This window comes from Mesorhizobium sp. M0340 (assembly GCF_040321535.1).
GTDB lineage: Bacteria > Pseudomonadota > Alphaproteobacteria > Rhizobiales > Rhizobiaceae > Mesorhizobium.
Genome location: NZ_JAMYRR010000025.1, coordinates 1 through 19,064, shown reverse-complemented (window position 1 = coordinate 19,064; position 19,064 = coordinate 1). Strand labels below are relative to the sequence as shown.

23 protein-coding genes and 2 pseudogenes are annotated in these 19,064 nt (G+C 55.3%); 18 read left to right on the top strand and 7 right to left on the bottom strand.

Annotated features, from left to right (window positions below; translation table 11 throughout):
• Positions 1–473: 473 nt before the first annotated feature.
• From NKI79_RS33335 to NKI79_RS26910, 11 genes and pseudogenes are all read left to right on the top strand, one after another.
• A pseudogene (locus tag NKI79_RS33335) lies at positions 474–674 on the top strand (Arm DNA-binding domain-containing protein); the annotation flags it as partial.
• Positions 675–820: 146 nt separating this feature from the next.
• Positions 821–988 (top strand): annotated as a pseudogene (locus tag NKI79_RS33330) (phage integrase central domain-containing protein); the annotation flags it as partial.
• Between the two features lie 165 nt (positions 989–1,153).
• Entirely contained in the window at positions 1,154–1,666 is a 513-nt protein-coding gene (locus NKI79_RS26950) for a tyrosine-type recombinase/integrase (protein ID WP_502909864.1), read from the top strand.
• Positions 1,667–1,906: 240 nt separating this feature from the next.
• Positions 1,907–2,794 carry a hypothetical protein gene (locus tag NKI79_RS26945; RefSeq protein ID WP_352805863.1) on the top strand — a complete coding sequence of 296 codons (888 nt, stop codon included), beginning with the start codon at positions 1,907–1,909 and terminating at the stop codon, positions 2,792–2,794.
• 58 nt (positions 2,795–2,852) lie between these two features.
• Positions 2,853–3,164 (top strand): helix-turn-helix transcriptional regulator, encoded by a 312-nt coding sequence (locus NKI79_RS26940; RefSeq protein WP_352805952.1) that lies wholly within the window; start codon positions 2,853–2,855, stop codon positions 3,162–3,164.
• Positions 3,165–3,289: 125 nt separating this feature from the next.
• Positions 3,290–3,736 carry a hypothetical protein gene (locus NKI79_RS26935; protein WP_352805860.1) on the top strand — a complete coding sequence of 149 codons (447 nt, stop codon included), beginning with the start codon at positions 3,290–3,292 and terminating at the stop codon, positions 3,734–3,736.
• A gap of 252 nt (positions 3,737–3,988) precedes the next feature.
• Positions 3,989–4,648 carry a hypothetical protein gene (locus NKI79_RS26930; RefSeq protein ID WP_352805858.1) on the top strand — a complete coding sequence of 220 codons (660 nt, stop codon included), beginning with the start codon at positions 3,989–3,991 and terminating at the stop codon, positions 4,646–4,648.
• A 177-nt stretch (positions 4,649–4,825) separates the two neighbouring features.
• Positions 4,826–6,541, top strand: a complete 1,716-nt coding sequence (locus NKI79_RS26925; protein WP_352805856.1) for a DUF927 domain-containing protein — start codon at positions 4,826–4,828, stop codon at positions 6,539–6,541.
• Between the two features lie 332 nt (positions 6,542–6,873).
• Positions 6,874–7,482, top strand: coding sequence for a tudor domain-containing protein (locus NKI79_RS26920; protein WP_352805854.1), 609 nt, complete (start codon positions 6,874–6,876; stop codon positions 7,480–7,482).
• The gene (locus NKI79_RS26915) at positions 7,479–7,868 is read left to right on the top strand and encodes a DUF3768 domain-containing protein (RefSeq protein ID WP_352805852.1); all 390 of its coding nucleotides are present in this window, start codon (positions 7,479–7,481) and stop codon (positions 7,866–7,868) included. The genes NKI79_RS26920 and NKI79_RS26915 overlap by 4 nt, the downstream gene beginning before the upstream one ends.
• Positions 7,868–8,347 (top strand): hypothetical protein, encoded by a 480-nt coding sequence (locus tag NKI79_RS26910; RefSeq protein ID WP_352805849.1) that lies wholly within the window; start codon positions 7,868–7,870, stop codon positions 8,345–8,347. The genes NKI79_RS26915 and NKI79_RS26910 overlap by 1 nt, the downstream gene beginning before the upstream one ends.
• On the opposite strand, the gene NKI79_RS26905 is transcribed toward NKI79_RS26910, so the two are convergent.
• Complete coding sequence (locus NKI79_RS26905) at positions 8,280–8,543, bottom strand: helix-turn-helix domain-containing protein (protein ID WP_352805846.1); 264 nt, start codon at positions 8,541–8,543, stop codon at positions 8,280–8,282. The genes NKI79_RS26910 and NKI79_RS26905 overlap by 68 nt on opposite strands.
• Before the next feature lie 76 nt (positions 8,544–8,619).
• Here NKI79_RS26905 and NKI79_RS26900 point away from each other — a divergent pair, with 76 nt between their 5' ends.
• The 4 genes from NKI79_RS26900 to NKI79_RS26880 all read left to right on the top strand — a co-directional run bounded on the left by NKI79_RS26900 (position 8,620) and on the right by NKI79_RS26880 (position 11,673).
• The gene (locus tag NKI79_RS26900; protein ID WP_352805839.1) at positions 8,620–9,273 is read left to right on the top strand and encodes a DUF4339 domain-containing protein; all 654 of its coding nucleotides are present in this window, start codon (positions 8,620–8,622) and stop codon (positions 9,271–9,273) included.
• Complete coding sequence (locus tag NKI79_RS26895; RefSeq protein ID WP_352805837.1) at positions 9,270–9,674, top strand: superinfection immunity protein; 405 nt, start codon at positions 9,270–9,272, stop codon at positions 9,672–9,674. Before NKI79_RS26900 ends, NKI79_RS26895 begins: the two co-directional genes overlap by 4 nt.
• Positions 9,650–9,784: an SHOCT domain-containing protein gene (locus NKI79_RS26890; RefSeq protein WP_352805835.1), complete on the top strand. Its 135-nt coding sequence runs from the start codon at positions 9,650–9,652 to the stop codon at positions 9,782–9,784. The genes NKI79_RS26895 and NKI79_RS26890 overlap by 25 nt, the downstream gene beginning before the upstream one ends.
• An 872-nt stretch (positions 9,785–10,656) precedes the next feature.
• Positions 10,657–11,673: a hypothetical protein gene (locus NKI79_RS26880; RefSeq protein ID WP_352805832.1), complete on the top strand. Its 1,017-nt coding sequence runs from the start codon at positions 10,657–10,659 to the stop codon at positions 11,671–11,673.
• Positions 11,674–11,798: 125 nt separating this feature from the next.
• Here the strand turns inward: NKI79_RS26880 and NKI79_RS26875 are convergent, their stop codons facing one another.
• The 3 genes from NKI79_RS26875 to NKI79_RS26865 form a co-directional block, all read right to left on the bottom strand.
• Positions 11,799–12,146, bottom strand: coding sequence for a hypothetical protein (locus tag NKI79_RS26875; protein ID WP_352805831.1), 348 nt, complete (start codon positions 12,144–12,146; stop codon positions 11,799–11,801).
• 315 nt (positions 12,147–12,461) lie between these two features.
• The gene (locus tag NKI79_RS26870; RefSeq protein WP_352805828.1) at positions 12,462–12,767 is read right to left on the bottom strand and encodes a hypothetical protein; all 306 of its coding nucleotides are present in this window, start codon (positions 12,765–12,767) and stop codon (positions 12,462–12,464) included.
• A gap of 97 nt (positions 12,768–12,864) precedes the next feature.
• On the bottom strand, positions 12,865–13,491 hold the full coding sequence (locus NKI79_RS26865; protein ID WP_352805825.1) for an SOS response-associated peptidase: 627 nt from the start codon (positions 13,489–13,491) through the stop codon (positions 12,865–12,867).
• A gap of 389 nt (positions 13,492–13,880) precedes the next feature.
• On the opposite strand from NKI79_RS26865, the gene NKI79_RS26860 reads away from it, so the two are divergent.
• From NKI79_RS26860 to NKI79_RS26850, 3 genes are read left to right on the top strand one after another with little or no spacing between them, the layout of a single operon-like run.
• On the top strand, positions 13,881–14,945 hold the full coding sequence (locus NKI79_RS26860) for an SAVED domain-containing protein (RefSeq protein ID WP_352805823.1): 1,065 nt from the start codon (positions 13,881–13,883) through the stop codon (positions 14,943–14,945).
• The gene (locus tag NKI79_RS26855; RefSeq protein ID WP_352805821.1) at positions 14,942–16,189 is read left to right on the top strand and encodes a nucleotidyltransferase domain-containing protein; all 1,248 of its coding nucleotides are present in this window, start codon (positions 14,942–14,944) and stop codon (positions 16,187–16,189) included. Before NKI79_RS26860 ends, NKI79_RS26855 begins: the two co-directional genes overlap by 4 nt.
• Positions 16,190–16,193: 4 nt before the next feature.
• Positions 16,194–16,856 carry a type II CBASS E2 protein gene (locus tag NKI79_RS26850; protein WP_352805818.1) on the top strand — a complete coding sequence of 221 codons (663 nt, stop codon included), beginning with the start codon at positions 16,194–16,196 and terminating at the stop codon, positions 16,854–16,856.
• 41 nt (positions 16,857–16,897) lie between these two features.
• Here the strand turns inward: NKI79_RS26850 and NKI79_RS26845 are convergent, their stop codons facing one another.
• From NKI79_RS26845 to NKI79_RS26835, 3 genes are all read right to left on the bottom strand, one after another.
• Positions 16,898–17,455: a recombinase family protein gene (locus NKI79_RS26845; protein ID WP_352805815.1), complete on the bottom strand. Its 558-nt coding sequence runs from the start codon at positions 17,453–17,455 to the stop codon at positions 16,898–16,900.
• A gap of 191 nt (positions 17,456–17,646) precedes the next feature.
• Positions 17,647–17,883 carry a hypothetical protein gene (locus NKI79_RS26840; RefSeq protein ID WP_352805813.1) on the bottom strand — a complete coding sequence of 79 codons (237 nt, stop codon included), beginning with the start codon at positions 17,881–17,883 and terminating at the stop codon, positions 17,647–17,649.
• A 24-nt stretch (positions 17,884–17,907) separates the two neighbouring features.
• A partial coding sequence (locus tag NKI79_RS26835; protein ID WP_352805811.1) for a Y4kA family protein occupies positions 17,908–19,064 on the bottom strand: 1,157 nt, incomplete at its 5' end.

Sequence of the window (19,064 nt, the reverse complement as noted above, 5' to 3'; positions counted from 1 at the left end):
AAGCGGCCGGTCCTCTGACGGCCCCATAACAGGACATTGATGTCTTCGCGCTGAGCGTCAGCAGTTGGCGCTACCGCGACCTTCCTCAGGAAGGCTGCACACCGACGCGATCTTCCTTTCGCCTTGCGCAAACCTCCCTTCCGAGTGAGGCGTTCAGTGCGTCGGCTTGGTGGACTGAGGCACTTCTGAGTGGGACAACAACATCGAAAAACATTGGAAAAGATTTGAATACTCTGAAGTCCCACTGATCTCTAAGAAATTGATTTTTATCGCTTTCTGAACACCCTCCGGGCCCACCATTCTGTCAGAACTGACAAATCCAACGAAGTCCAGTTATATCCAAAATATGCTGCTACTGTAACGGCTTACCGGCCGCCCATCGTCCGGGGAGATCCGATTTGAGTCGGTGACAGCCGCTAAATTTGTTGGTACATTCGTTGGCATACCAACATGCTGCTCGAGAAATACCAACAATGCCGCTAACCGAGATTGGTTGCCGAAATGCGAAGGCCATTGATAAGCCAACCAAACTCAGTGACGGCGGCGGGCTTTTTCTCCTAGTGCAGCCTTCGGGCGGCAAGCTTTGGCGGCTGGCGTATCGGTTTCTTGGCAAACAGAAGACATTGGCCTTCGGCTGCTACCCAGCTGTGAGCCTGAGAGATGCCCGTTCTCATCGCGAAGCTGCGAAAGAATTGCTCGCGAAAGGCAAAGATCCTAGCGAACAGAAAAAAGCAGACAAACGCAGGAGGCAGATAACACGTTTGAGGTTGTTGCAAACGAATGGTTTGCCGCGCGACAAGTCGGATGGACATCTGGATATTCCGAGCGCATTTGGCGCCGACTACAAGCGGATATCTTTCCGGCGATTGGCTCGAGGGCGATCAACCAGATTGAGCCGCCCGACTTGCTGGACGCTATCAGAGCAGTGGAAAAGCGCGGCGCAGTTGTCCTTGCAAAGCGTCTGCTCCAAGTCAGCGGACAGGTGTTCCGGTTCGCAGTTGCAGGCGGTCGTGCTACGCGTGACCCGTCTCAAGATTTGCGTGGAGCTCTGAGAACCGCTGGACCACAAAAACATCGCGCGGCTGTCAAAGCCCCGGAGCTTGGCAAGCTTCTACGGGCAATAGAGAGCTATCAAGGTGAACGCTCGACCCTATTGGCTCTCAAGCTTGTGGCGCACACGTTTTTGCGCACCAGCGAAATTCGGTTTGGTCAGTGGTCAGAGCTGGAGCAGTTGGATGGGCCGGTGCCCCAATGGCGTATTCCCGCGGAGCGCATGAAATCGCGTATCGAACATCTCGTTCCCCTTACTTCTCAGGCGATAGCGATACTGAAGGAATTGAAGGTCCAAGCTGCAAATAGCCGTTTCATGTTTCCAGCTCCAACCAAGGAAGGCGTGATTTCTCAGAACACATTGATCTACGCCTTATATCGGATGGGGTACCACTCTCGAGCCACCGTCCATGGCTTTCGAAGTACCGCAAGCACGATCCTAAACGAACAAGGGTTCAATCGGGATTGGATCGAGCGTCAGCTTGCTCACGTAGAGCGTAACGATGTTCGAGCGGCCTACAACACAGCCGAATGGTTGTCGGATCGGCGGATAATGCTCTGTTGGTGGTCAGACTACCTGGATGCTGCAACAGGGGAGTCCGCGACGGTTGGCTAACGGGACCGTTTGCGACGAGACGCAACGGCGGATTAGGCTCGTTGCTGATCAAGCCTTGTTGTGCATGATATCCGCCTTCTGAAATGATTTGCCATAGCGCTGGCCCTCGGAAATCTTGCGCCATTTGTGTCGACCGGTGGTGAGAAAATGCTTCCTGAGTCTAAGGCCCGGCGGACGAGGTACACCCCACAGGAAAAGGAGGAACTGCTTTTTTCATTTAATGCAAATTTGGACCGTGGCATGACTCAAACTGCGGCAGCCAAGTTGACAGCCGTTCCATGGCGGACTCTCAATCGGTGGGAAGACGAAAGGCGTTTTTCGGCAACGAAAAAAGATACAGCGGAAGGAAAGATGGCAGTCGAAAACTCTATTCGGGTGCTGTCGGAACATCAAAGTTTCTCCGAGGGCGAGGTTATTAATGCACTATTTGCCATGGCGGCTTGGCGTCGCTGGCCAGATCTGGTGCATAGTCACTCTGCTTATGTCATGCTTCTGCACTCTTCATATCTATCAAAAAAATATGGCTTCAAAAAATTCTCCCAATTAAATGAAAAACAGAAGTTATCATTTGGAGATTCTATCGATTTAAACGATATATGTCGATTGATTTTGGGAACGTTACACGCCCCTTTGTATTTCGACCTTGATGGAATCGATCCAAAGGTGAAATACTCGAAAAGAGATCTCAGCGCCGACGTTGGCTCATTTTTTATAAACGCCAAGGCGAACGGTGTTGCGCCGAGTATCAATAATTCGTTCCGCATTTTGGAAGCTGGGGCATTCACGAAACCCTTTACGATGGGAGAGAAAGCCTTTCGAGGGTTTTGGAGAGATAACGCGTCGGTTATGCCATTTGATTACGTCGAGGCACACGGCCACAGGGGCCTAGAGTTCGATCTCGATCCAGAAGATCCAGGCTTCGTCGACCAGTTTGACGCTCTGTTGAATAAGCTGCCGGAGGTCGCTCAGTACATTGCAGCTTGCAAATGGGCGGTTGGGGAGTTCAAATCCGCCCTGGACCTTCGCGCATTGCGAACGATTTGGTTTCCGGATTTTCCATCATCTGTGCAGGCCCGACAGCTGCGTCCAGCCAAGTTCGAGAGTGAAATGATAAGAGTGATTGCATAGTCGCAACCATAGACCAAGAACGACGGAAATTGCATTAAAAACAAGAGCTTATAATGGAGTGAAACTACGCGCTCTCACCGGAGCGCGTTCAGTTCGTTATATTGTCCGAGCTTTCTTGATAAAAGGAAGGCAACTACGGAGGTATAACGTGAATGACATAAATGACCAGACACAAAGCCGAGGCTTCATCCGCCTCAAGGCTATCGTTGGGCCGAATGGCTTAATCCCGATCAGTCGTTCTTCTTGGTATCAACGAGTTAGCAGCGGTGAATTCCCATCCCCGGTTCGTCTGGGGCCGCGTACTACTGCATGGCGCGCTGAAGATATCCACGCGCTGATCGATAAGCTGTCTCGGATCAAGTCTGTCTGAGGCGTACCGCGCACCCGACACTTAGTCTGCCCGCCGGACAATCCCCAATCAATCAACAGCGATCAAGGCGCTTGCCCGTAAAGGGCCGGGCAAGCGCCTTGCTGCCCAACATAAGGACATACCAAATGGATACCATTCAGCATCAATGGGACTTGATGTCGCTGATGATCGAGGAACTTTGCGAAGGCTCCCCGAAGATCGAAATTACGAAATTTGTGTTGGATGATCTAAAGGACATGATCAGAATGTTCGAATACTCGGAGAGTCACATTACTTCGAGCGAGTGGATCAAGAACGTCAAGAAGATAAGGTTTTTCTACGAAGATCCGAGAGAACTCGTAGAATGCCCTGAGAGCCTCCTTCATCTGTACGCGTCGGTGGTAGTGGAAGCCATCGCGACTGAAAGAGCGGTCGGAATCCATCGCTTTCTGCTAATTTTGCTTGGCGCCGTGCGGGCCCTAGACTCCGTCCAAATAACCGGTACGCCCGAGGAGTTCGTGTTCACGAGCCTTCCGACGTTCGAAGAGCGTTTTAGCACCCGAGTGAATATCGAGGTCACGGCCGGTCTTTGAGCGGCGGCCCCAGTTCCTTCACGCGCAGAAAGATCATCGATGAACCTCTCGCGAGCCCTCTGGCGCGCTAGCTTGCCTGATTTTGACCCCTACTCTGTAATTCGTAAGGAGCAGAGGGCAACTTCTAACGCTTTGCGGCGGTTGTCTGATGACCATCCATTCATGAGCTATGAGCACTTGCCGATGCGCAATTGCTCTGACGTGAGCTCGTGTCGCGGTGGTCTCTGCCCGAGGTGCATTCGCCAGCTCCGTATGAACCTGCTCGACTTTCTCGTAGCTGAAGGTCTCCACCGGTTGTCCTGGCATTTCGTGACCGTGCGTGTTGCGGGCTGGACCGTTGCGCCCGGCAACTCTGCGCAATTCGGTCCGTTGCGCAACCAGCCCTGCATCTCCAACCTCATGACCAAGTTCCGCCGTATGAAGATCGACGATTTGCTGATCTTTGGTTCCATCGAGACTGTCTACACCACCGTCGCAAACGCTCCTGCAGGGAAGCCTTTTCATATCCACCTGATGATTTTGGGGGCCTCCGAAGCGGAGATAACCGAGGCCGTCAACGCCTCCATATCCCTAGATCTCACGGTGCCCATTCCCCTTCTCGTTGACCCCGTTCCGCCCACGGCTGAGGACTTCTTTCGTGTCGCCTCCTATGCCTTCAAGCAGCCTCTGGCCAAAAAATCTAAGGCGTCGGTGGATGACGACGGCAGGCGGCAAAGTCTGAAACCAGCCGAGCGCCGTGAGCTTATCCAAAACTACGGCATACACGACTGGCGGGAGCGTCTCATCCTGCTGGGCATTCGTTGCGAGAATGGCCCATTTCGGCTTTTAGCCCAATTGTCGACGACGGCCCAACGCGCGATTTCTTCGAGTTTGCGCAAACGGCCTGATGGACGGCAACGGCAGCCGCCGTGAGGGCAAGAATGAGCCTTACCCCACAACGGCACCCAACAAGAAACAGGCAACACTGCGCACCTTCCGATAGGGCAAGTCCAAGCCGCAAGTCACCCCCTTTGCCGTGTGTCGCCAGCCCGTGAGGCAGGTGAGGCAGGTGAGGCGGAAACCTAACAGCATTCCGAGAAGGAGATGAACTTGAAAAGAAACAAAACCCAAAAGGTAGGGCGGATTCCGTTGCCGCGAGATCGCGTTCGAGCCGAGGCACCGGCTATTACTTGGACAGCTTTCCGCTGGCGCGATGAGGCCTCCGCCACCGATCTTCTTGAAGTGCGGTTCCCTGCCGCCGGTGGGGGCGAAGGCTCCGCGTTTCTTCCCGTCTCCGTTGTTGATAATCCGCAGCGGCTGATAGCTGGTTTACGGGACAAGGGCGCTCGACTGCCAATGGAGAGGGCCGCGCGCGATGTCGTCCTCGCTGACCTCATAGCTGGCATCCCCGATCATCCCGGGCTCCAAGCCGCTCGCGCAGGGTGGCACGACGATGCGTTTCTCTTTGTCGAGGAGCCTATCAATGGGGATGCTAACAAGATTCGACTCCGCGATGACATTGCCCTTAAGGCTCCAGAGTTGGGAGGCGCTGCAGGCATCCTTTCCCGTTGGCAGGCAACTGTCGCTCAGCCCGCTTCGCAATCCAGCTACGTCTCATTCGGACTTATGGCTGCCTTGGCTGCACCAATCGCTCGTTTTGCGGCCTTGGATGAAGGCGCGATCTTCAACTTTCATGGCATCAGTTCAACGGGCAAGACAACCGCATTGTTTGCCGCCTTGTCAGTTGCTGGCGCGGCATCAGACCTACTAGACTGGAATGCAACTGGGCGCGCCCTTCACGAACGATCAGCCGCCCACAGCGATCTTCCGATGATATTAGACGACCTCGAACGATTTCGATCCGATCATGGAGGCCGTGCTCGATCACTCTCTAACCGGCTACACACTATCACAGGCGGACATTCAAGTTCCACATCGACGGTCGTGCGGGATAACCTCCCTGAGCTCAACTGGTGGGCATGGGTATTAAGTTCGGGTCCTCGGAGCATCCGCGAGGAATTCGCTCGGGATCGCTTGGAACCCACCATCGGTGACGAAAGGCGGTGGATCGATATCGAGGTTCCTGCGGCCGGCAATGGCGGCATCTGGGATAGGGTCGCGCCTCGCGAGACACTGCGACAGCTGTCGGAGCGCTCTGAGGCGCTTAAGCTGGCATGCCGCGCCAACTACGGAAGACCGATGAGACAATGGCTGCGGCATCTGACCTTCAATTACGCGACCATTCCGGAAATTGTCAGGGCGCACATTGACCGATTTATTGCACTCGCCTGCCCCGAAGGCTCCGGCGTTGACAGAAGCGTCGCCAGAAAAATCGGGACGGTGTATGCAGCAGGACAGATCGCAATACAGATCGGCCTTTTACCGTGGTCTCAAGGCTTTGTCGCAGAGGTTTGTACTAATTTGCTTTCTGGATACGTGCGTTCGTCGCAGCGGCGCGAACGGGCTGCGGGACAAGCTAGGTCAGCGTTGAAAGCGTTATCCATGGATCGACAACGGGTTCCCGTTATTAGGTCTGGGTCGCCACAATTTCTAGCGGAAGACGACTGCGACGGATTTCGACAGGTACGAAACAGCGTCGATGCCCTCTACCTCCGCAGGGAAACCATTGAGCGAGTGTGCGGCGTTGTTTGCGAACAGATCATAAGCGAACTGGAAGCTGCAGGCGCACTCAACAGAGGACAGGGCGGCAAGAAATCGGTTCAGGTGCGCGTCTCGCTTGGTGGAGAGGACTTGAAAATGAGATTTCTCACCTTCAACCCCGCCCTGTTCGAACAAGCTCTTTCGACACCAGTTCCTACAACCTAGCAGTTGCGGAAGCCCGGGCGGCAAGCAAACGGCCAGGATGCGACAGATAGGACAGGCTTGCGATATCAAATCAAGGGCCCTCGATTTTGGCGGGCTGGTTTGAGACGAAAACCGCCGCAACTTGACAAGAGGTATTTATTCCTATATACTTGAACTGTTCAGATGGTCGATTTTGCCGTCGAAACGACCGAGAAGGGTGGGTATTTGGCTAGTTTGGCTTTAGGGGTTCGAGCCCGGTTTTTGCCGCCTTCCGCTTCGCGCCGACGCTACCGATCATCATCTGCAAACTCAACCAAAGGGGCCTTCGGGCTCCTTTTTATTTGGAGATATCAATGACCAACGCTGCAGTTTCCGCCGCTTCCACCGCCGCCTTGCCTGCCCTGATCGTGCTTGGCCTCGATGGCGGTGGCAAAGCCCATGCCTCGTGGTTCGGTGAGTCTGAGACCGACCTTGCCGAGAAAGCCGCTGGCATGATGGGGATGGCAGCGCTTCGGGCCTCGAACGACGAACTGCGGGATCTGGCGGGCAAGCTGCCGAAGGGCAAGGTGTTCGCTAGCGGCAAGGCCTTCGTCCCTTTCGTGAAGGCGACAATGTTCGACAAGATCGCCACCCACCTGCCGAGTTCATACAAGTGGCCGGTAAGAGCCGCCAAGCCTGCGGGAGAGAAACCCAAGTCCGGCAAAAAGGCATCTGCCGCTCGTGATCACCAAACGACTGATCCGAACGAAGGCCTCACCATTCCCGAGGGCTGGGACAAGATCGTGTTCGGCTCGTTGGTGCTCGCCTGCGAAAATGCGGATGAAGGTTGGTTCCCAGCGCGCGTAATTCAGGTGAGCGCCGACGGTCTGTTCACCTTGAAGTGGCGCGACTTCCCCGACTGGCCGGTGATCGTGCGGCGGACCCACCATCTGGCCCTATTGCACCCCCGGCATGCTGAATGAGCGCGAGCGGTTCAGTTCACGCCTGTTCGCCTGATCGTCAACAGCCAGGATCAACGATGGCCGACAAAGCACCAGAAATCCGACGCCTGAACGATGCCTTCCGGCGCAGCTTCATCGGCGGCCATGTTGTCCTAACCAGCGGCGTCGCCGCCCTTGCCGAAACCGAACGCCGGGCGCTGTTGCGCTCGGTAAGGGCATTCGAGGCCTTCAACAGCGACAACGATCCTCATGCCGAACACGATTTCGGTGCCATTGATCTGGAGGGTGCGAAGTTCTTCTGGAAAATCGACTATTACGGCCCGGACATGCAGTCAGGCTCGCCGGACCCATCGAACCCGGAGGTGACGCGCCGGGCTCTGACGATCATGCGCGCGGAGGAGTATTGATGCTCAAGGATGCTCTTTCCCGCCGTTTGTTGCTGCTATGGCTGCCGGTCGCGTTGATGGGACCCATCTCGGTTTTTCGCGGGAAGGGTGCCTTTAAGCCGACAGTCCCCTTGATTGGTCCTACCCGGGAGGACGTTTCACCTACCCTGATGCAAGCGATCTGTGCCCACTGTGCCGCCTATTCAGATGTCGGTCGGCTGCGGCGCAAAACAGACGCCGCGGCCTACGAGCCAGCGGTGAGCCCCAAAGACACCGGCGCGCTCGCTCTCGCGTTTGATGTCGAACGCCAGCTTCTCATGTCGGTGTGCGCCTATCCCGCACGCAACGATGCTGAGCGTCACGACAAGCTTACTTACCTGCTCGGCATTTTCGACGGGGACGAGCGATCAAGCGAGCACGTCACCGCTCTTCTCATTGCGATGAAGATCGGGGCGTTGGATCACTCGCCGTGCAACCTTCCTCAAGCTCGTACGGCCTAACGAGGTCGAGATGGCTGACGCCGAGCGCCGTGGCAAGATCAGACAGCGTCTCCAACGTCGGGTTGCGTTTCCCGCGCTCAAGGTCGCTGATGTACTGCTGACTCACGTTCGCGAGTTCAGCTACTTTCTCCTGCGTAAGGCCGCTGGCGGCTCGTAACCGAGCAAAGTTCTTCCCGACCAGTTTGCGCATCTCCATGCGAAAGCAATCGGGGAAATTCGACGTTGAGTTTATCAACTATAATATGTAAATCGCTGATGAGATGGGAGGACTTATGGCTGACTGGTACTACGAAGAAAGTGGCGCGCAACGCGGCCCAGTGTCAGAGGGCGACCTCAACACCATGCTCGTCAACCACTTGCTGCCACCAAACGCTCTGGTTTGGACGGCCAACCTTGGACCGAATTGGAAGCCAGCATCGCAAACTCACCTAGAAGCCGCGCCGCAGCCGGTCAGGCCCCCGCCTTCACCAACAGTGTCAGCTGCGCCCCCACCGCTACCAGCGACAGCGCCCATTGTTGTGGGCAGGCAGGCAAGGTTAGCTGTGCCCGCCGGCGGCGCGGTTCTGTCGCCGCCAACAGAAAAATGGGCGATGTGGCTCGCCTTCACGCCGCTGATATTTCTTTCGGTTGATATCGTTTTTGTCTCAGCTGGGTTTGATCCCTACGGAAACAACCCTCAAACCCACGGGATTATGATTTGGTCTGGGATCGGAACTTTTTGGCTGGCGTACAGAGATGTGAAGGCGATCAACAACGCTGGCCTCAATCCGCAGCGGCGTTGGCTGTTACCTTTCATTCTGTTGATGCCCATCGGCTATTTCGTCCGTCGACGCTATGTCGCGGCCACGCCACTGACGCCGCTATGGATATGGCTGGTAAGCGCCGTGGTTTATGAGATGGGCGCTGGGGCCTTGTCCACACAATGAGACCGGCGCGGCTTCTTTTCGGATTGGGGCCTTGGGCTCTGGCGACGCCCATCATTTTGGTGTCAACCTCGGCTCGTGCGACCGATGAGAACCTCGATGCAGGAACAGCGTTCATTGCAGGATTCCTGCTACTGGCAGCTGCGGTCTACGAACTGCCCGCGATCATCGCCTTCTTCCGTGGGCATCCAAACAGGTGGTTGATCTTGGTGTTATGCACGGCGCTTGCCGGTACGGGTATTGTGTGGCTCGGCTGCCTGATTTGGGCGTTCAAAGCGATCCACATCACCGATGATCCAACTGGGACCAATGGCGGTGAATCGGGATTGAATCTTCTAGCAAACGACGTTCAGCGGGTGCGATTGGAAATCCGTCGGTCATGCATCCATCAACTATTCAGATAGCGCACTATGATACAGTCGACAAATTGGAGCGCCTAAAAAAGCTTCTCGATAATGGCGTAATCGACGATGCGCAGTTTCGGCGCATGCGCGACCTAATCGCAGGCGGCTGAAGCAAGTCGGTGCCTAGGGCCCGCCAATCGGGCACCGCCTTGTGAAAAATCGAGCCCAGTCGAAAAAAACGAGCGAGGCATAGCGCCCCGCTAGCTGTTTTTCGGGCCCTGCTGGGGCCGCCAGCGCGCGGAAAGGGGCGCGGGGGCCAAGTGCGGCCACCCTGACCGCCGCCTGCCGCCCCGTCACGCTTTTAATCGCTGGTTTCACCCCTCGTCGGGCCGTCAGCGCGCGCCTACCGCTTTGCCCCAGTACCCGGGGCGCGGCCCCGAACCCCTGTTGCCCTCGCCGCAACTGAACCCTCCGAGTTGCTGTCTGGACCGTGGACCCTGATCCTCGCCGCGTAGCCGGCCTCAAAACTCTCCTCAATGATCTGCAGCTTTTGCTCGGTTGTCCATCGCCGGCGACGGACGTCGCCTGTGATCACTTCGATGCCTCGATACTCGTTGGACATAAGCCTATCCTCAAGCCTGCGCTTGAGCCTTTCTGCTTATGCCGACTGTCCGGTCGAAATGGGGGGCAGTTCAGCCTCCCTCCAAAGGCGTATCCACCATTCATTAGCAGAAGCTTGTAAACGTTAGCTGGATACTCTACCGTATTGGAGTTGACGCTTCGCGTGAGAGTTTCGGATGAGGCGTTCGTGCATTGCCTTTTACATTCGTTGTTGTTCTATCGCGAGCGTTGGCGACCAGTTAGTCTTTTCACGTCTTCGGCCAGAACCACGTTCGACACAGCCGTCCAGCACGGCGTTCCGCGGTACCAGCATTGGTCCCTAGCCTGCTGATCTCGCAGTGTTGTGCCAAGGCGTCTGGGCACAACACCAACCAGCTAGTGAGAGGTTGAGATGTTAGGAAATCGCCGGGTACCACCATTCATGTCCTCTTTCGCAGCCATGGCCGCGTTGATGGCGACCGGTATGGCTCACGCTGCCGACCCTATTAGCTGTAATCACGTGCTTATCCCGTCGATAAACGCATTCGAGCACGACACGAGAAAGACCCTCGACACCCTCTCCATCATCGACAATGCTCAGTCGCTCGATGATGAACAAAAGCAAGAGTTCGACGTAACGGTGCCGATTTATGGAGTCCCGGTGAACTTTGGATTCACAGACCAACAATCGTCACAGTTCCGGCAGAAGACGTTATCCTACTTCAACCAACATAAGTCGGAGGAAGAGGCGCGCTGGTCGCTGATTTCTGAGGTGACGGGAGATAAAACGTTAGCTTGGGCGAACTGTATGCGTGATGCGCAACATCCGGAAATTTTCGCTTTTTTCAACGCGGATACGATCACTCCCGACAAGGCCACGCTTTATGTACGGAGATTCAAGACAGGCAAGCCTTCCTCTTCAACCCTGGAGTTGATCATCACTGGCGGAACGGTACAGGACCCGAAGGACCGCAAGGAAACGGACCATCTAAAGGATGACGCATTTAACAGTGAAGGCGACACGCCGTTCATCGTCAACCGGAATCACGGGGCTCGGGTGACTGCTGAGACGATCATGGATAATTTGCCCGCAATCACCTCAGTGATCCCCAAGCATCTTGATCCACCGAAGTTCCCCGAGGTGAGGATTCGGGTATGGGGAAATCTGCAACAGGCAACCGTTGACGAGACGTATCCGGTGGGACAGTTTTCGAGCATTCCTGTTTCTGCAGGCGTCAGATTCAATACAAACAACGTGCAGTTACACATTGAAGAGCTCGTGAATGGGAAATTGTGCTTCACAAAGATCATCACCTCGGCAAACCTTGGAGACATGATGAACTCGACGCCAACATGGCGTCTCGACAGGATGAGAGCCGGTTGCAACATCGACGCCGTCCCTGTGGGTACCGCTGCAACATGTTTCGTTGATCCGAAATACTTTACTGAGTGCCCCTGAATGACACTTTCTTCCCTTGAACGAGATATCGATTAGCTCGGGCACTCCTTCCCCGAAGCTGCGTGTGCTCGATCTCGGGCCGGTATCTTGCCCATACTTGGTGCCCGCCAAAGCAGGCTCCTGCATCATCGGGGTTGGGTGATGACGCCTAGTACGAAGACGACCAGCAGCGCGTATTCGCGCAGATTCAATTCGACCTGTGGCTCCAGCACGATGCGAACCGCACTTAGCCAGAATATCAGCGCAAGCGTTCCGACGATGCACGACAGAAACACGCTTCCGTGAAGGAATCGATGTCCGCTGTCGACGAATGCTCGTCGAACTTCCGGTTCTTGAAGGAGCAATGCCACGACCGGTGCCTTCATGGCACCTAGACTCAGCGCCAACACTGCCGCAATCCAGAAGCCAGCGTCCTCAAAGCCAATGGCCTGAGCCAGCCACGACAGTGTTCCCACAACCACACCCTTGGCCAAGGCACCACCGGCACCGACGCGGATACCCTCAAGCTATCGCACAATCCTCGACGGCTCTTCAGCATCAGTTAGGCGATATGGCGTCGAAATAGAGGGACCAAGCGCAGACCCCAGTGCATAGCTTCCCGCTAAGGCAGCCCAATAAACGGATCCGGATTCATGCAAGGCGAACGAGGCGACAAGGACAGCGTTGATCCAGATACTTCCGAGGAGCGCGCCAAGCCATGAAGGGCCCGCCGCGGGATGATGTGGATCGACTCCCGCCCACTTGCGGTTGAGCGCAAGCGTCGCCGTTAGAGCAGGAGAATACCTACTTCAAAGAGCACGGGCGTTAGCCGACGCTACTCCGCGCCACAACGTCCTGAACACGTCGGGGCCGATCCGCTTGGAATACCAGAGCCAGTCAGGTGCCCAACCCAAGAAACGATGGATTCGCACTTTTCGAATACCGCATGGAACGTGATTACATCGCAAAGAGCGGACGTTTATTTCCACTCGATGCGTCTTATTGTCATCGCCGACACCAGATTCAAATCGACCATCAATAATTCCGCCGCCAAGTTTACGCAGCTCAAGTTTCGCTTCGCGTTGATTTTGCCAAGTCCCTGTGAAGTCGAGCACCATCGCCCTCCAAGTTCGCAGCAGTCTTTATTCACATACACAAATATCTTAGCAGGTGCGGCGGATTTGTCTGTAGAGATTGGCACCACAAGTGAAGTTAGGCCTGCGCTGCCACCGACTGAAGCCCAACCGACCACGACGCGGTCAGCCATGTTTCCGTCTCCTCTTGCGTGGTCAGGATAACCGGCATGGCCTTCTCGTGGATTGGCGCAATGAGGGCGTTCGGCTTTGTGGTCATGAAGCCATAGACCTCATGATCGCCGGGACCTTCCTTGACTTTTCGCACCCCATGCCAACGGGTCCAAAGTCCGGCAAAGAAGAACAGAGCGCGGTCCTCGTTGAGGGCGAACCAGAAATTCCGCTGAATACCACCCGTCTCAGGGTCCTTATCATTTGGGGTGGGGCTGGGCTCGGCGAAGCTGGTTATTGGAACCACGCAGCGATGCTCGATCCCGACATATTGCTGCCAGTGGCCATACTGCGGATTGCGGATATTGGTTGTGCCGGAGTCCGCATTGCCCTTAACCCGCTCTAGCGGCGTAGGCATTCCCCAGCGCAGACTGGCAAGCTCACGCTCACCGTCTGGTGCATTGCGGACAACCGGGCCGAACTGGTTGGGGTAGATGTCAATGGAGGGCTCAAGGTTGCCCAAAATGTCCCGCAAGGCGCGAGTCCATTGGCGGATGGCTTCCTGGCTGGTGGTGATGTTATAGAGGTTGCACATGCGGCTAGAATTGCGGAATTGGCTTGTCTCTGCAACCGAACTTGTCGCCCATGCCCACGTGGGAAGTATTTTGCAGCCCAGACGATGCCGTACAAATCCACGGCGGAAAACCGGGCTGGACCCACGCGGCTCTAAAACCGGATAATACTTGTTAAAGATCGATTCTCCGTCTTGTCTCCTAATGCTCGTGCTAGTAGAAGAATGAGAACAAAACGAGATCACGGCAACGGGTTACAAGTACACAAATGGTAGTCCCCAGAATCGCCAACGAACGTGAGGAGGAGAGTCCTGCTGCGAGGACGCGTCGCCCCGCGCTTCCGGGGAACGTGAAGGCAATTATCTGGGCACGTGCCGCTGGGCGATGCCAGTTCGCGGGATGCAATAGACTATTGATTGGCGATCTGGTTTCGGGCAACGCGAAACTGAACACCGCTTATATCGCTCACATTATCTCGGACGCTTCGGGCGGTCCTCGCGGCAACTCCATCGATTCGCCGCGCCTCTCGAAAGAACCCGACAACTTGATGCTGATGTGCGATCCACATCACCGAGAGGTCGATGGTTCGAGCACGTGGCGAAATTATTCGGTCGAACGGCTCCAAGACATGAAGCGAGCTCACGAGGTAAGGATTGCTACTAACACGGCAATTGACCCCTCCCGCGCCTGCCATGTGATTAGATTTGCAGCTAACATTGGCAGAAACGAATCGCCGGTCGCCCTTGATCACATCAAGACGGCGCTACTTCCGGATAGATACCCTGCAGAAGGTGGATGGATCGACTTGGACGTCCCGGATCTCGGCATTCCAGATCACGACGACAGCTACTGGTCGATGCATCGGAACCTTCTCCGGCAAAAATACTCCGAGAAGATTCGCGGTCGCCTCGAGCGCGGCGAAATCAATAGGCTCACGGTTTTTGCTCTGGCTCCGATCCCACTGCTGGTCGAACTCGGCCGTCTAATCTCGGACATCTCCGATGCGGAGGTACGTCAGCTTCTACGCGAGCCGAAGGGTTGGGCATGGGACGGACAGCAGGGACAGCTCAACCTCTCTCGTCGCGAAGCTGATAGCCGATCAGACATGGTCGCGCTGAAGCTGGAAGTAAGCGGCATGATCGATAACAGCCGAGTAGCTGCCGTGCTTGGTGATCGTGTTTCGATATGGTCGATCTCGGCGGAAGGCGCGCACAACGACATTATGCGCACCGCGGAGGATCTTCGCCACTGGAGGCAGCAGTTACGACGCGTCCTAGAAGCTATCAAGGACCGCCATGGCGAGGCCAAGATAGTCCATGTCTTTCCTGCCGTACCGGTATCCGCAGCGGTGGAGATCGGGCGGGTATGGATGCCAAAAGCGCACATTCCAATGCGAATTTACGACCAAAACCGGGCCAAGGGGGGGTTCTTCCCTGCTTTGGACGTGATCCACGAGCAAGGGGAATCCGGCAGATGAACTACCCAGATCCAATCCTTAGCGAAATTGCAAAATATAGCCCGCTTGACGTCCTGTTGGCTGATATTGCTGTCCGCGTTCAGCTTACCCCCACTGACCATACTCTGGCCGAAGGGCATTACCACGCGATCCATGAATGGCTGGAGCGCGACGGAAGTCCATTGCAGGGCCTCATCCAGGTGTTTTATCCGCAAGGCGGCTTTTCAATTGGAGCAACAACGGCTCGACATGCAGACAATGCGGACTTCGATATTGATGTGATGGTTCAACTGGCTGTGCAAGCTGACAGCGATCCAGAGCACGTACTGTCAACCTTACATAACGCCATCAAGGGAGAGCAGGGTTCTCGATACTGGGATAAGACCGACCGCAAGACGCGATGCGTCACCGTACTCTACGAGGGGATGCATCTCGACGTGACCCCGGCGGTTCGGCTGTGGGGAACTGAAGATCGGGTAAGCTGCATTTACCATTCAAAGAAGCTTCCAAGCGGATATGAGAAATACATCCCTCTAGCTAATCCGTTTGGTTTCGCCGATTGGTTCAACTCTATGACACCGCCTGATGCCGCCTTCGGGCGCTTCTTTGAGCAGCAATCACTCGACTACAATCGGATGCTGAAGTCTGCAATGCAGGCCGATGCGGAGCCGGTACCAGATCAGGCTCCTGCATATCGCAAATCCCGCGCTGTTATAGCCCTTCAGCTGATTAAGCGCTGGCGAAACCTTGCTTACGACGCCCGCCAGCCGACGCTGCGTCTTCCGCCATCTGTTGTTATCGCGCATTCGGTCGGGCTGAATGCCAACCGAACCGGCAGTCTGGCTGAGGAACTACAACATCAGGTCGCCTGTCTGATCGTCGCGCTGGAGGATGCGGAGCGACGGGGCGGGACATATCGTGCTTGCAACCCACGATGCGATCCCGACGACGTACTGACTGACCGCTGGCCGGAAAACACGTTTACTCAGCGCATATTTATCGACGAGCTTCGAGCGTTTGCGACGGATCTTGAACGCCTGCAACGAGGTGTACAACTGTCCGAGATGCGCAAGACATTGGAACGTATGTTCGGCGAGAAGCCAGCTCATGACGCAGTGCGCAAGTTCATGGATCGGCACGTGGCTGACAACGACGCCAATCGTGCCGTTCATATCATTTCGACCGGAAGCGTACCGGCACTCGGTTCCCTCGCCGCGCCCGTCTATGCGCAGGCGACGCCGAAGAGCACCCCATTTGGTGACTAAGTCTTTGGCATCACTGTCAGTAAAGGATCAGGACGAGCGTCTCCGGGCAGCAAATGCAAGCTTCCGGCTGATTATCGATACTTGGTGGATGGGCGTTTGGGAGGGAGAGCTTAGGCCCATTGGCCAGACCTATCGCATTCGAATTCGGTATTTTCCGTACCGGTTTTGGAAGAACGTGACTATTGGTCATCCCTACGTGACAGTGAAGGCAATTGATCCACTGGTTGCGCCGAATGTTCGCGGAACGGGAGAGCGGACTCCGCACGTATATAGCTACGGCTATCCACCTGACATTCCTGCCCTCTGCATATGGGATCCTGTGCTGAATGAGTGGGGGCCGCATGAATACATCGTGGATAAAATCGTCCCGTGGACCGTAAAATGGCTACTCTTCTACGAAGACTGGCTCGACACCGGAGTTTGGCAGGGCCGCGGACGGCACCCGGAGATTGCGCCACAGCAGGGAAGTGGTAGTACGCCCATCCTATCGCCGAATGCGCGAGCTAAGGACAACAGCATTTTTTACGAGTTCGCTGGCCAAGTAGGTCTATACACTTCCGGGATCGCCCTCGCTGTTGGGGAAGACCACTTTTCAGCAGGTTCTTGGCCAGAAAAGTTTGGCCGCTCTAAGCTGTCGGAGAGGCAAATCGAGCTTCGATCCAAATAGGCAGCGAGACAAAATCGCTGGCCACCGTCCGCGCGGTGAAGCTAAGCAATCTCGTCGGATTGTCTGAGGACTCTGTAGACCTGCATTCGCGAGCACCCTATGGCCCTCGCAATTTCAGACGTCCCGATACCCCCGCTGTGCATTTCAGCGATGCGTCTGTGGTCAAAGCGAGCTTTTCCACCTTTATAGACACCAATGCCTTTGGCCTTTTCGATGCCTTCACGCTGCCGCTCCTTGATAAACCGGCGTTCCATTTGAGCGACCATTCCTAAGACGGTCAGCACGATATGGCCCATGTCGCCGCGGGTCGAGACATGCGGGTCCAACACGGTCACGAAGGCTTCTCTCTGCTCGCACTCGTGGATCAGATTGAGAACGTCGCGCGTGTCGCGGCCTAGCCGGTCGAGGCGCGTAACGACCAGTTCATCCCCCGGCCGCAGAAAATCGATGATGGTCGCAAGTTCGGCGCGACCGTCGCGGCTGGCCCCAGAGACTTTCTCCGACCGGATGATGCCGCATCCCTCGGCTTTCAGCTTGGCGATTTGGGTTTCTAGATCCTGGTCAATGGTGCTGACGCGGGCGTAGCCAATCCGGCTCATGGGTGTCACCTCAAGGTTTAGGCCCGAGGCTACACTGTCACGAATAGTCGATGTCAACCCAGATGTTACATAGGCGTGGCGGCGGCGCGTTACGTCACCTCAGGGCATACCCTGCCGCGCCATTGCCAGCCCGCCGAACGCAGCTTGGTTAAGTTCTCGCCGGATCCGATATTGAGCCATGAAAAACAAGGTCATCGTGCGGGGTGTGGACAAAGCGGACACTCGCCACCGGATCGAACCTCAATCGACGTAAGTCTGGTCAGATATTCAATTGCCAGCGCAGACAGCTCCTGTGGAACCGTGAACTCCAGCCCTTTTTCCTGGGCTGCCTGCACGAACTGCTGCAAGCTATCTCCTTCCGCATGCATTAAGGTAATCGCCTTTGCTACGATTTCGACGGAATACTGTCTAGCAGTTGAGTCGACCATAACCACCTCCCCTGTCGGTAAAATTCACTGGCTCTGTTGCGCCAGTATCGCTGCAAGATTGCGGAAGTCATCTTGGAAATTGTTTACTTTTGCCCGGTCGAGGTTTTGCGCGGCTTGAACAACGCGGGCAGTCTCTTTGTCCTTCTTCGAGATTAGGCGACCACTCTCATCGAAGACCGGCAGCCCGGTCTTATCACTTGGAAGGCTGACATCAATGATGATTGTATGAACATCTTGCCGGTAGTTGTCGCCTGTCAGCCCTACGCTGGCCAGTGAAAGCCCATGCGTCGCTGGCACGATAGCCGTACTCGGGTCCAAATTTCCGACGGCCTTTGTCGTAAATGTGACCGTGTCCGTCATGTCTGCGGTGGTCCACGATTTCGGGTCGGAACTGCTCAGGTTTCCTGTCTCGTTCTGCACGAGAAAGTCGTGTATCAAAGTTCGAATTTTAAGCATACCTGTACTAGGGAAATTATAATTCGGTCTATTTGTAAACGACTTGTCCGGTAACTTGGAGGTCAGGTCCACACGATTGAAATGTTCACAAAACGCCTCAGGCATACCGACAGCCAGCGACTCGAAGCTATCGTAAATTCTGTAATGCCTTTTTACCTCTCTTGTTCTCGTGTTTCCTACCTTCACGGCAAACGTATCTGTTCGTTTCGCGAACTTGCCCAACACGCTCGCCTGAAAGCCAAGATCATTCTGGACAGTACCATCAAGAGTGAAATCGTAACTTATACTTGTGTCTTTATAAAAACCGAAGACCGTAGCTAAATTCGGCTCAAAACGTTTCCATTCCAAAGTTTGAAATTGACTTCGGTCAAACTCTAGCAAATCAGCTTTCTGAGAACCTGTAAGACCGTCATAGGCAACTTTTGAGCGAAGCTGCCTAGTTGCAGCTATAATCTCTTGCTGCACTGAGAACCGCGCCTCGCAGCGAACTTGAGTCGCAATGTCTCTACTGCTGTAAGCCATCACATCTTCCGGCAGCGGATAGACAGCGCAACCAGACACAAGGCATAGCACCAGAAACAAACTGACCTTCATAACAATGCCTCCGATTGGACGGCCCAAATCTAGCAGGCTGTTGAAAAAGTGGCTCGCAGCGAGGCTGTGAGCGTGATTCAGTGTCTTCGGAGAGATTCGGAGAGCGAGGCATGCGCGGCGGAGACGAACGG